At 60.2% G+C, this 12237-nt stretch carries 10 protein-coding genes; 2 read left to right on the top strand and 8 right to left on the bottom strand.

Annotated features, from left to right (window positions below):
* Positions 1 to 39 precede the first annotated feature (39 nt).
* The gene (locus tag VY732_RS29740) at positions 40 to 666 is read left to right on the top strand and encodes a glutathione S-transferase family protein (protein WP_331693186.1); all 627 of its coding nucleotides are present in this window, start codon (positions 40 to 42) and stop codon (positions 664 to 666) included.
* A gap of 45 nt (positions 667 to 711) precedes the next feature.
* Complete coding sequence (locus VY732_RS29735) at positions 712 to 2742, top strand: pyridoxamine 5'-phosphate oxidase family protein (protein ID WP_331693185.1); 2031 nt, start codon at positions 712 to 714, stop codon at positions 2740 to 2742.
* Positions 2743 to 2879: 137 nt separating this feature from the next.
* Here the strand turns inward: VY732_RS29735 and VY732_RS29730 are convergent, their stop codons facing one another.
* From VY732_RS29730 to VY732_RS29695, 8 genes are read right to left on the bottom strand one after another with little or no spacing between them, the layout of a single operon-like run.
* Positions 2880 to 4010: a glycosyltransferase family 4 protein gene (locus VY732_RS29730; protein WP_331693184.1), complete on the bottom strand. Its 1131-nt coding sequence runs from the start codon at positions 4008 to 4010 to the stop codon at positions 2880 to 2882.
* Positions 4011 to 5141 carry a glycosyltransferase family 4 protein gene (locus tag VY732_RS29725; protein ID WP_331693183.1) on the bottom strand — a complete coding sequence of 377 codons (1131 nt, stop codon included), beginning with the start codon at positions 5139 to 5141 and terminating at the stop codon, positions 4011 to 4013.
* Complete coding sequence (locus VY732_RS29720; RefSeq protein WP_331693182.1) at positions 5125 to 6501, bottom strand: glycosyltransferase family 4 protein; 1377 nt, start codon at positions 6499 to 6501, stop codon at positions 5125 to 5127. The genes VY732_RS29725 and VY732_RS29720 overlap by 17 nt, the downstream gene beginning before the upstream one ends.
* Positions 6498 to 7763, bottom strand: coding sequence for an ABC transporter ATP-binding protein (locus VY732_RS29715; RefSeq protein WP_102902515.1), 1266 nt, complete (start codon positions 7761 to 7763; stop codon positions 6498 to 6500). The genes VY732_RS29720 and VY732_RS29715 overlap by 4 nt, the downstream gene beginning before the upstream one ends.
* Positions 7763 to 8560 carry an ABC transporter permease gene (locus VY732_RS29710; protein WP_077575145.1) on the bottom strand — a complete coding sequence of 266 codons (798 nt, stop codon included), beginning with the start codon at positions 8558 to 8560 and terminating at the stop codon, positions 7763 to 7765. Before VY732_RS29710 ends, VY732_RS29715 begins: the two co-directional genes overlap by 1 nt.
* Entirely contained in the window at positions 8561 to 10003 is a 1443-nt protein-coding gene (locus VY732_RS29705) for a mannose-1-phosphate guanylyltransferase/mannose-6-phosphate isomerase (protein WP_331693181.1), read from the bottom strand.
* 3 nt (positions 10004 to 10006) lie between these two features.
* Positions 10007 to 10978, bottom strand: coding sequence for a GDP-mannose 4,6-dehydratase (gmd, locus tag VY732_RS29700; protein WP_011336673.1), 972 nt, complete (start codon positions 10976 to 10978; stop codon positions 10007 to 10009).
* Positions 10975 to 11889 (bottom strand): GDP-mannose 4,6-dehydratase, encoded by a 915-nt coding sequence (locus VY732_RS29695; protein ID WP_331693180.1) that lies wholly within the window; start codon positions 11887 to 11889, stop codon positions 10975 to 10977. The genes gmd and VY732_RS29695 overlap by 4 nt, the downstream gene beginning before the upstream one ends.
* Positions 11890 to 12237 lie beyond the last annotated feature (348 nt).

The following is a 12237-nucleotide window of genomic DNA, read 5'->3' as shown; positions in this document are numbered from 1 at the left end:
TCACCCCCGCAGCGGCGCCCCTGTTCAGCGGAGTCGACCATGCAAGCGATCAAACTCTACAACTTTCCACGTTCCGGCCACGCCCACCGTGTCGAGCTGATGTTGTCCCTGCTGCAACTGCCGACCGAGCTGATCTTCGTCGATCTGGCCAAAGGCGAGCACAAACAGCCGGCGTATCTGGCGATCAACAGTTTTGGCCAAGTCCCGGCCATTGATGACGGCGGCGTGGTGCTGGCCGACTCCAACGCCATTCTGGTTTATCTGGCGCAGAAATACGGCCACGGTCGTTGGCTGCCAACCGATCCGGTCGGTGCGGCACGTGTGCAGCGCTGGTTGTCGGCTGCCGCCGGACCGATTGCTTTCGGCCCCGCCGCTGCGCGACTGGTCACGGTGTTTGGTGCCCAACTGAATGCCGAAGAAGCGATTACCCGTGCGCACAACCTGCTCAAGGTGATGGACATCGAGTTGGGCAAAACGCCGTATCTGGTCGGTGACGAGCCGAGCATTGCCGACGTTTCCGCCTACAGTTACATCGCCCATGCGCCGGAAGGCAATGTGTCGCTGGATGACTACGGCAACGTTCGCGCCTGGTTGGCCCGGGTTGAAGCCCTACCGGGTTTCGTCGGCATGCCGCGCACGGTTGCCGGTCTGCAAACCACTGCCTGATTTTCGCAATCCACACTGTGCCGACGGTGCAGGGGAGAGGTCGTGATGGAACGTTCACCGTGGCACGCTGGCGAGCAACAGTTGCAAGCGAAGGTCGGGGTTGCCGAACGCATGGAAGCCTTCGGGCGTAAGGTGATTCGCACCTGGATGCCGGATCAGCACCGCGAGTTCTATCAGCAACTGCCCTTCATGCTATACGGCGCAGTCGATGCGCAAGGGCGCCCGTGGGCCAGTGTGCTCGAAGGCGCGCCGGGGTTTGCCCATTCGCCGGATCCCGAGCATCTGCATTTCGCCAGCCAGGTTGCTGCCGATGACCCGGCGCAACTACGCAATGGCGAACCGATCGGTTTGCTCGGCATCGAATTGCACACCCGCCGGCGCAATCGCCTCAACGGCCATGTCGGCAATCTGAGCGCTCAGGGTTTTGAGGTGAGCGTGGATCAGGCCTTCGGCAACTGCCCGCAATACATTCAGTTGCGCCAGTTTCAGCGGGTGCCGCTGACGGATCCGCATACCCGCCCGGCTGAGTATCTGCACGGCCTTGATGACGCGGCCGTTGCGCTGATCGCTGGCGCCGATACGTTCTTCGTCGCCAGTTATGTCGATGTCGAGGGCCAGCGCTCCGTGGATGTTTCCCACCGGGGTGGCCAGGCCGGTTTCGTGCGGGTGGAAGGCAATCGTCTGACCATCCCCGATTTCGCCGGCAACCTGCACTTCAACACCTTGGGCAATCTACTGCTCAATCCCAAGGCTGGCTTGTTGTTCATCGACTTTTCCACAGGCGATCTGCTGCAACTCAGCGGGCGCACCGAGATCCTTCTCGATGACCCGCAGATCGAGGCCTTTCAAGGCGCGGAACGGCTGTGGACGTTTGAAGTGGAGAAACTGGTGCGGCGCCCCGCAGCCCTGGCATTGCGCTGGCGCTTCGACGGCATGTCGCCGACCAGTCTTTTGACCGGTAACTGGGCCGAAGCCGATGCGCGTTTGCAGGCGCAGGCGCTGGGCAATCAATGGCGGCCGTTGCGCGTGGCGAAGATTGAGGCGGAAAGCCGCAGCATCCGTTCAATCTATCTGGAGCCAACCGATGGCGCCGGTTTGCCGGTGTTTCTCGCGGGCCAGCATTTGCCGCTGCGTTTCACGATTAATGGCGAGGTGCATATCCGCACCTACAGTCTTTCGAGTGCGCCGTCGGATGGGTTCTACCGCATCAGCGTGAAGCGCGAGGGATTGATCTCGTCGCACCTGCATGAGCAGATCCACGTCGGCGATGTACTGGAAGCCCGGGCACCACAAGGGCATTTCACCGTCGCACCGCTGGAGCACCGACCGTTGGTGCTGTTGGCGGCCGGGGTAGGAATCACGCCGTTGCTGTCGATGTTGCGTGAGGTGGTTTACCAAGGCTTACGCACTCGGGGGATTCGTCCGACATTGTTGCTGCAGAGTTCACGCAGCCTCGCCGATCAGCCGTTTCGCAGGGAGCTGGATCGTTTGCTCGAAGCCGCAGGCGACTCTGTGCGAGTCCTGCGCTTGCTCAGCCAGCCGGAAGCCGATCTGCAAGAGGGCGAGGATTTCGATGTGCATGGGCGCATCGACGGCACTGTGCTGAGAAACCTGCTGGATGCCGAAGATTTCGACCAGCTCGACTTTGTGCTCTGCGGCCCCGGTGCTTTTACCCAAGGGTTGTACGACACCCTGCGCGAGCTGGATGTACGTGACGCGCAGATTCATGCGGAAACCTTTGGCCCGTCGACCCTGAAACGTCAGGCTGATCCGGACGCGATTGTCATCGAACAAGCGCCTGCGGCGACCACATCGGTGCCGGTGGTGTTCGAGCGCTCGGCGAAAGAGGCGCGTTGGCAGCCGGATGGCGGGAGTTTGCTGGAGCTGGCGGAAAGTCGCGGATTGCGCCCGGAGTTCAGTTGCCGCGGTGGTTCGTGCGGTACCTGCAAGACCCGGCTGGTCAGCGGTGCAGTGAATTATCCACAGGTACCGGCGGATATTCCGGAAGCGGGGCATGTGCTGATTTGCTGTGCCGTTCCGGCACAAAGCACGCAGCCTTTAGTGCTGGATCTGTAATTCCGAACCCACCACAAATAACCTGTGGGAGCGAGCCTGCTCGCGAATGCGTCGGCTCAGTCAACATCATTGTTGCTGACAGACCGCATTCGCGAGCAGGCTCGCTCCCACACTTGGTATGTGTTCCAAAACAGGGTTCAGGCGTAGGACAGCGATTTCTCCTCCAGCAATTCCTGATACAGCTCTGTCCACTTGCGGCCCATGTCGTCGGCTGTGAACAACTGCCGATAACGTGCTTCAGCTTTTACGCCCATCGCAGCTGCCCGCTCCGGATCCTCCCACAGGGTGCGCATCGCCTCGCGAAATGCCAGTGGATTACTGGGCGGCACCACCAGCCCGGTTTCGTTGTGGATATTGATGTAGCTGGTGCCAGTGCCGATCTCGCTGGAGATCATCGGTTTGCCGTACATTGCGCCTTCCAGCAAAGAAATGCCGAACGCTTCCGAGCGCAGGTGCGACGGGAACACAATGGCGTAGCTCAGTTGCAGCAGTGCGACTTTGTCTTCGTCACCCAGACGCCCGAGGAAGTGTATGTTGCGCAGGCCCAACGCCTGCGCCTGAGCGTGCAGCTCCAGTTCCAGCGGCCCGGCGCCGACAATGACCACGGGATAATCCACATCTTTCAGGGCCTCCAGCAAAATGTGCAGGCCTTTGTAGTAACGCATCACGCCGACAAACAGAAAAAACTTATCCCCAACCTGCTGGCGCCAGCGATTCATTCGTTCGGGATCGGGCTGTGGATAACCGGCCTTGTTCAGACCATAAGGAATCACCCGGGTCTTGTCCTGGAACTGCTGCAGCACATCGCTGGTGTGCAGGTAGTTCGGCGAAGCGGCAACAATGCGGTCGGCACTGGCGAGGAAGCGGTTCATCAGGGGGCGGTAGAGTTTGAGCAGGTGCTTCTGGCGAATGATGTCCGAGTGGTAAGTCACCACGCTCGGTTTATTCATCGCAGTGGCGAAGTGCACCAAATCCATGAATGGCCACGGGAAGTGGTAATTGACCACATCCGCTTCGGCTGCCATCTCGCGAAACTGTTTGAACACGCTCCAGGAAAAACCGGTGGAGGCGAATTGAATATCGAGTCTGGCCCGGTGCACTTCGTGCTGACCCAATTTCACCACGGCCGGCGTCGGATCCGCGCTGAGCGTCAGCACCTGGCCGTCGATGCCGTGCTGGGCGCCGCTTTCGCAGAGCTGGAAGATCACTTGCTCAATGCCGCCGACCGAGTCAGGCAGGTACGTCTTGAAAAAATGAAGAACTCGCATTCAACCTCCCATGGCCTGGCGGTAGGCACTGGCCGTGGCCTGTGCACAACGCTCCCAGGAAAAAAGCCGTGACTGCTGCAACCCGGCTTCTTGGCATGCCTGCCAATGCGCTTGATCGTCGATCAGTCGGCTCAGCGCATCACGCAGGCCTTCTGCATCGTCAGCTTCAATATAGTTGCCCGCTGCACCGGCGACTTCCGGCATCGCCGAAGAGCGCGTGAGCAGCACCGGAGTGCAGCTGGCCATGGCTTCCAGTACCGGCAGACCAAAACCTTCATACAGCGATGGAAAAATCAGCGCCCGGGCACCGGCCAGCAATTGCGCGACCTGTTCATCGGGCAGATAACCGAGCAGGCACACATGCCCGCTGGCCAGCGCCTGACGTAGAGGCTCACTGAACTGCTCGCGTTCCCAGCCAGCCATGCCGACGATCAGCAGCGGGAAGCGCTGACGTACTGCCTCCGGCAGCAGGGCATGGGCGCGCAGGGCCAGGCCAAGGTTCTTGCGCGGCTCCAGCGTGCCCACACAGAGAAAATACTCCCGCGCTTCTACCGCGTGCGCTTTGAGCACTGCGTCAATGGCGCTCGCCTCGCGCGGATGAAAGCGCGCGGCGACCCCCAGTGGTGCCACCACAAAACGCTCGGCAGGCAGGCCGAAATACGCTTGAGCTTCGTCGGCAATCGCTTGCGAGTCGGTGAGAATCACCTGCGCCTGTTGTACCCCAACAGCCAATCGACGCTCGATTTCCTTGAGCCGCGCCGGGGGCTGGGTCTCAGGGAAATGCAGGTGCGTCAGGTCATGCAGGGTGATCACGGTCGGGCCGTCGAAGGCCAGCGGCCACAGGCTCGGTTCGTGATAGAGGTCGATGCCTTGCGCGCGGCCCTGATCGAAGCGTTTCTGCTCCAGCCAGCGACGCGCCTGATAGGCCCCGGGAATCTGCCGCAGCAGCGGTGTCAGACGCGAGTAACCGGGCATGGCCGCTTCCGGCAGTGCCGAGCTCCAGCCCCAGCCATGGAACAACGTCACGTCAACCTCCGGCTCGCTGCGCAAGGCGTTGACCAGTTCGGCAACGTAATGGCCGATGCCGGTACGCGGTGCCTGGAGAATGCGCGCGTTAAGAGCAATGCGCATGCTGGCTCTCAGGGGCAGGCAACGATGCATGCAAGTTGCGCTCAATACGCTCGACCAATTGCGCGCTCGCTTCGCGCCAGCTCAGCCAGCGCCATTGTTCGAGGCCCAGCGCTGCCGGAAACTCGCCGGAGCGCTCCATGCCGGTCACCAGATCGCTCAGACTCTGTGGATTCGCCAGGTCGAAATACGCCATGTAGTCGCCGCCGATCTCGCGGAACACCGGAATATCGCTGGCCATTGCCGGTAACTTGCGTTGCATGGCTTCCACCAGTGGTAAGCCGAAACCTTCGACATGGGACGGAAACACCAGCGCCGTGGCGTGGGAGTAAGCGTGTTCGAGACTTTTGTCCGAGAGCGAGTTGTACATGAACAAACGCCGGTTCAGCTCGGGATGCTGGCGGATTCGTTCGATCAGTGCATCGCACTTCCAGCCAATCTTGCCGACGATGCATAACCGCGCTTTCGATCCTGTTGCCCAGGCGAGTTCAAACGCCTCGAGCAGGTACGCATGGTTTTTGCGCGGTTCGATGGTGCTGACCATGAGAAACACCGGGTCAGTCGTCTGGAACATGTCCAGCAGGCCACGGTCGACCTTGGCATCGGCCTCGCTCAAGTCCAGCTCGGAGCCGAGGTGGAAGTAATCGAACCAGCGCTGCCCGACCTGTTGCGCGCCGATCCGGCGCAGCATTTCCTCGCGCACCTGATCGCGGATAGTGGTCGAGATCGCGACATAACCGTCGGCGGTGCGCGCGATCCAGTCGAACCAGTCGTTGAACACTTTGACCAGCCCGGCATCGCAAAACTGCGGGTGGGTCAGGGGGATCAGGTCGTAGATCACTGAAATGATGCCCACACCCTCACGCTTGAGTTGCTCGGCGAGGGGAAAAAAGTTGGCGTGCCAGGATGAATCGAGCAGCACCAATTGATCGCCTGCCCGGTGGGCCATCGGTACGCAGCGCTCGGGAATCTGTTGGCCCTTGAGGACTCGTTCAAGCAGGCGCATGGGCAAGCTCAAACAAGCGAATGCCGTGAGCCGGCAGCCGACGTATAGCACTCGACGGGTGAAATGCGACCGGTTGAACGGCCAGCGCCGTTCCACGGCGCGGTGACGTAGCCAGAAGGCGTTGGCCCACTGTTCCAGTTTCACCCGCAGGCCCATCAGGTCGAACTTCGGGGACTTCAGCGGCGTCAGACTTTTAACTTCATACAAACCGCCATCGATCATCACCACCGGGATGCATTCGACGGTTTCATCGGCTCCCGGCAATTGCTGAATGACGTTGCGTACAACACGCTGAATGCCCGAGTTGGCGGAGGGATGTTCGAATACGTAGGTGCACTCCACCAACAATCGTGTCATCGCAAGATCTCCGTATCAGGCGCTTCTACAAGGATTTCACTGGAGCGGCTGATTTCGGTCCGGGCTTGCAACCATGAGCAACCGACAAAGTCTTCCTGGCGATTGTTGATCACGTGGAAGATCAAACCATAGTCGCGCCACTCGAAGTTGCGATCCAGGTGCGAGTCCAGACGTGACAGGCTCAACGCCACTGAGTAGTTACCCTTGCCCAGACGCATGTCGAAAGCGAAACGAAAGGTCACGCGCTCGCCGGCACTCAGCTCGGTAATGGCTTTATCGAGGCGATGGGTGTTGATGCCATAAATGGCTTGGCCCAGACGATCCTTGATCATGAAGCCGAGAATCAGCCGCTCGATGTCTTCACGAATTTCGGTCTGCACCTCCAGCACCACAGGCTGACCGACCTCCGCGACTTCAAGGCTGCGCCCCTGCGCGTCGAGCAGACGCACGCTGAGAATCCCGGCTTCGCCGGTGCCGGAAATGGTCTGTACCTGGCCATTGGCGAGCATCTCCTGGCGCACGGTCTGGCCTTCGCGCTGGGCCAGCATGGCGTTGTAGTAATCCATGACTTCTTCGGGTTTGCCACGCATGGCCAACCGGCCGTTTTCCAACAGAATCGCGGTGTCGCAGATCGATTGAATGGCCGAGCGGTCATGGGACACGATCAGCAGGGTGGTGCCGGCTTTGCGGAAGCTGCGGATGCGCTCGAAACTTTTGTGCTGGAAATACGCATCACCGACTGACAGCGCTTCGTCGACGATCAGGATGTCCGGACGCCGCGCAGTCGCGACACTGAACGCCAGGCGCATCTGCATGCCGCTGGAATAGGTGCGCACCGGTTGATCGATGGCTTCGCCGATTTCGGCAAAACTTTCGATTTGCGGCATCAACGCTTCGATCTCTTCGACCTGCATGCCCAGCAGCTGACCGGCCATGACAGCGTTCTGCCGACCAGTAAAGTCCGGGTGAAAACCCATGCCCAATTCCAGCAACGCGGCCACGCGGCCTTGCAGATGGATCTGTCCACAGGTTGGTTGGGTGGTGCCGGTGATCATCTTCAGCAGGGTGCTTTTGCCCGCGCCGTTGACGCCGACGATGCCAACGGCTTCACCGGGGCTGATCTCGAAATCGACATCTTGCAAGACCCAGTGCAGGTGGTGGCGGTTCGGCGAGAACGGCACCAGCCATTCCAGCAGGCGACTCCAGCGATTCGGGTACTGTTTATAGGCTTTGGCCAGGCCAGTGACGCGTATGTGTCCCATCAGAGTTCATCCACCATTTCACCGACACGCTGACGGAACAGACGCAGCGCCATGGCGCAGAGCAGCACACCGATGAGCAGCAGCGGTGTCAGTGACGACCACTGCGGCCATTGGTTGTAGAGGAACACGTTCTGGTAGCTGGTCATCAGTGCCGTCATCGGGTTCAGGCTGATGAGGTGCTGGATGCCTGGCGGCAGGATCGACAGCGGGTAAACGATGGGCGTCAGCCAGAACCAGAACTGCAAGCAGATGCCAAACATCTGCCCGACATCGCGAAAGAACACATTGAGAATGCCGAGCAGCATCCCCAGGCCCGCGGCGAAGATCACTTGCACGATCAACAGCGGTATCAGCGCCAGCAAAGCCATGCCGGGCAGGCGGCCGCTGATCAGCAGAAAGCCGAAGAACAGCCCGAGAATGATCGCAAAATTGATACCGGCGTTGAGCAGGGTAATCACCGGCAGGCACATGCGCGGGAAGCTGATTTTCTTCAGCAGATTGGCGTTTTCCAGAAACATGCTCTGGCTGCGCGAGGTGATTTCCGCGAACAGACCCCAGGTCAGCAGGCCGGCGCAGAGATAGACACTGTAGGCCAGGCCATCGTCCACGCCCGGCAGCCGCGCGCGCATGATCTGGGAAAAGATCACCGTGTACACAACGATCATCGACAACGGGTTGAGTACCGTCCACAGCGCGCCGAACAACGAGTTGCGATAACGTGATTGAAACTCCCGCTTGACGCTACCGAGGATGAATCCGCGATAACTGCGCATTGAGCGGTACAGGGAAAGCAGCATTCAAACCGTCCTGCCGTATTGGTCTTCGAAGCGAACGATGTCGTCCTCTCCCAGGTATTCGCCGCTTTGTACTTCGATGATCACCAGATCGATCACGCCGGGGTTTTCCAGGCGATGGCGGTGACCGGCAGCGATGAATGTCGATTCGTTTTTCGCCACCAGATGGGTGCCGGTTCCGTTGTTGGTGACCTTGGCCATGCCTTCGACCACCACCCAGTGTTCGTTGCGGTGATGGTGCATTTGCAGAGACAGCTTGGCGCCGGGTTTGACCACAATGCGCTTGATCTTGAAGCGCGGGCCTTCCTCAAGCACGGTGTAGGTGCCCCATGGCCGACTCACCGTACGGTGCAGGCGGTAGGCTTCGTGGGATTTGTCCTTGAGCTGCTTGGCCACCCGTCGCACGTCCTGCGCACGATCAGCGTGGGCGACCAGTACGGCGTCGGCGGTGTCGATGACAATCAGGTTGTCGACGCCGACGGCAGCTACCAGCCGACCTTCGCTTTGAACGAAGTTATTGTGGCTGTCGATGAAAATCGCTTCTCCGCTGGCACGATTGTTATCGGCATCGGCCGGTACCAGGGCCGCGACGGCGCCCCAGGAACCGATATCGCTCCAGTCGAAACCGGCGGGTACCACGACGACTTTTTCCGAGCGCTCCATCAACGCGTAGTCGATGGAGATGTCGGTGATCTCGGCGAACAGCGCTGGCGATAGTTCCTGTTGCAGGCAGCCGACAGTTTCCAGCGGGGCGCTTGCCGCCATGCAGGCGCGGGTCTGTTCCAGCAACTGTGGCGCATGCAGTTGCAACTCGGCCAGCACACTTGCGGTGGTGAAGCAGAACATCCCTGAGTTCCACAGGAAATTGCCGCTTTGCAGATAATGCGTGGCGGTTTGCAGGTCGGGTTTCTCGACGAAACGCTGCACTTTCGCCGCGCCTTTGGCGTCCAGCGGGGCGCCGGTCTCGATGTAGCCGAAGCCGGTTTCCGGGGCGGTCGGCGTCACACCGAAGGTCACCAGATAACCGTCTTTGGCCAGATTGACCGCGTGCTCGACGGCGGTTTTCAGCGCGTCCTGGTTGACGATCAAATGGTCGGCGGGCATCACCACCATGATCGCGTCATCACCATGCAATGCTTGCAACGACAACGCCGCCGCAGCGATGGCCGGAGCAGTGTTGCGGCCGGTCGGCTCCAGCAGAAAGTGCCCGCGATGGCGCGACACGTGCGCGGCGCAATAGTGATCCTTGCTCTGGAAGTAGTACTCGCGGTTGGTCACCGTGACGATATCGCCCCAGCCATCGAGCAACGCCGCCGCACGCTGGTAGGTCTTGCCCAGCAGCGACTGGCCGTCGGGCAGGGTCATGAACGGCTTGGGATGGCCCTCGCGGGACACCGGCCACAAACGGGTGCCGGCACCGCCGGACAGAATCACGGGAATCAGCATGGCCTACTCCTTGGCGACGCGTTTCATGTCCGCATCCATCATCATGCGGATCAAGGTATCCAGGTCGGTTTTCGGTTTCCAGCCCAGCACGCGCTGAGCCTTGGCCGGATTGCCGAGCAGCACTTCGACTTCGGCCGGGCGGAAGAATGCCGGGTCGATTTTCACGTAGTCACGGTAGTTGAGGCCGACGTGATCGAAGGCGATGCGGCACATTTCCCGCACGGTGGTGGTGACGCCGGTGGCGACGACAAAATCGTCAGGCTTGTCCTGCTGGAGCATCAGCCACATGGCTTCGACGTAGTCACCGGCAAAGCCCCAATCGCGTTTCGCATCGATGTTGCCCAAGGCCAGCTCCTGCTGTTTGCCTTGCTTGATGCGTGCGGCGGCATCGGTAACCTTGCGCGTCACGAATTCGATGCCGCGCAGCGGTGATTCATGGTTGAAGAGGATGCCGCTGCTGGCGTGCAGGTTGAAGCTTTCGCGGTAGTTGACGGTGATCCAGTGACCGTAGAGTTTGGCCACGCCGTAAGGGCTGCGCGGGTAGAACGGGGTGTTTTCATCCTGCTGCTCAGCCTGGATCAGGCCGAACATTTCGCTGGTCGAGGCCTGATAGAAGCGTGTGTGCGGACTGAACTGACGGATCGCTTCGAGCAAGTGAGTAACGCCCAGGCCATCGACGATGCCAGTGGTCACCGGTTGATCCCACGAGGCGGCGACGAAGCTTTGCGCGGCGAGGTTATAGACCTCGTCCGGCGCCGACTTGATGACTGCACGCTGTACCGAGCAGGCATCGGCCATGTCACCGTCCAGATAGACGATGTCGGCTTCGACGCCCATCTCGCGCAGGCGCCAGCGCGAATCGCTGCTGCGCCGTGCGACGAGGCCGTGAACCTTGTAGCCCTTGTCGAGCAACAGCTTGGCCAGATACGCGCCGTCCTGGCCGGTGATCCCTGTGATCAGTGCACTTTTTGTCATTCTTGTCGTACTCGCGTCTCCCAGTCGGACAGGATCGCCCGCAGGGATTGTTGTGTGGTGATTTCAGGCGTCCATCCTGTGGTCTGGGTCAGCCTGTTGTGGCTGCCACAAACGCGACGCTGATCGGCGCGCCGCATGCGCGCAGGGTCTTGAACCAGTTGCATCTCCACTTCGGCCAGATCGCCGAGCTGCTCGATCAGGCTGCGGATGCTTTGCTCGCGGCCCGAGCAGATGTTGTAGACCTGCCCGGGTGTGCCTTTTTCGAGCAACGCGAAATAGGCCGAAAGCACATCGCCGACATCAAGGAAATCTCGCGTCACGTCGATGTCGCCAACTTCCAGTTGCGGCGCTTGACGGCCCTGTTTGATGCGACTTATCTGGCGGGCGGCACTGGCGATGACAAAGCTGTCTTTCTGCCCGCTACCAATGTGGTTGAACGGACGCGCCACCAACACCGGCCAGCCTTCACTCAGGCCCCATTGCAGGCTGAGAAATTCGGCCGAGAGTTTGCTCACCGCGTAAGGATTGCGCGGGCAGGGCGACTGTTGCTCGCTGATCGGCAGATCGCTTTCGCCGACTTGACCGTAGACATCGCCGGAGCTGACGTAGAGGAAGGTGCCGGCAAAGCCACGCGCCTTGAGCGCCTGCAGCAGATTGAGAGTGCCGAAAAGATTGATGTCGAAGGTGCGCGCCGGATCACGGAAGGCTTCCGGGACGAAGGTCTGCCCGGCCAGATGAATCACCGCATCGGGCATCTGCGGCCACATATCGTTGAGGCTGTCAGCATTCGTGAGGTCGTAGGGCGAGGCGGCAGGCAGCAGCTCCCACGACGAATCAGGCAATGCCAGACGCGACTGAAGATGTTGTCCCACGAAGCCAGTGAGGCCCGTGACGAACAGACGCTTTTTCAAACAGCGACCCCTTGGTCTTGAACTTGCGCCACTTTCTCACAGGCTTTAAGGAGAGGTCTGTCAGACCGAAGGAAAAACCGGGTGAAAGACGGGCGAAGTCAGTTGTTGTAGTTGTTTGTTACCAATCTGTGCCAATTGCGCAGCAATTTCAACAGGCCAAACCGTGACCGGTCAGTTCTCGTCAGCGTAGTCCGATTTATTCTCGTCGGGCGGTTCCCGGATCCTTGATGGATGTGTTTAGAATGGCCCTCGTCGCCATTCCCCCAGGTCCACCGTGGGCATGGCGCAAGCAGGGTGAAACTGACCACTAAAACAAGAACGAAGACGTACCTGAAGATGATGGACTAG

Origin of the sequence: Pseudomonas sp. ZY71 (genome assembly GCF_036542145.1) — a bacterium.
GTDB classification, from domain to species: Bacteria; Pseudomonadota; Gammaproteobacteria; order Pseudomonadales; family Pseudomonadaceae; genus Aquipseudomonas; species Aquipseudomonas koreensis_A.
This window is presented reverse-complemented; position numbering and strand designations above follow the sequence as displayed.

Bases quoted from the DNA above. Each gene is read 5' to 3' on its own strand.
- VY732_RS29725 (WP_331693183.1), bottom strand. From the start codon at position 5,141: ATGCGCATTGCTCTTAACGCGCGCATTCTCCAGGCACCGCGTACCGGC.
- gmd (WP_011336673.1), bottom strand. From the start codon at position 10,978: ATGACAAAAAGTGCACTGATCACAGGGATCACCGGCCAGGACGGCGCG.
- VY732_RS29710 (WP_077575145.1), bottom strand. From the start codon at position 8,560: ATGCTGCTTTCCCTGTACCGCTCAATGCGCAGTTATCGCGGATTCATC.
- VY732_RS29740 (WP_331693186.1), top strand. From the start codon at position 40: ATGCAAGCGATCAAACTCTACAACTTTCCACGTTCCGGCCACGCCCAC.
- VY732_RS29730 (WP_331693184.1), bottom strand. From the start codon at position 4,010: ATGCGAGTTCTTCATTTTTTCAAGACGTACCTGCCTGACTCGGTCGGC.
- VY732_RS29735 (WP_331693185.1), top strand. From the start codon at position 712: ATGGAACGTTCACCGTGGCACGCTGGCGAGCAACAGTTGCAAGCGAAG.
- VY732_RS29715 (WP_102902515.1), bottom strand. From the start codon at position 7,763: ATGGGACACATACGCGTCACTGGCCTGGCCAAAGCCTATAAACAGTAC.
- VY732_RS29705 (WP_331693181.1), bottom strand. From the start codon at position 10,003: ATGCTGATTCCCGTGATTCTGTCCGGCGGTGCCGGCACCCGTTTGTGG.
- VY732_RS29720 (WP_331693182.1), bottom strand. From the start codon at position 6,501: ATGACACGATTGTTGGTGGAGTGCACCTACGTATTCGAACATCCCTCC.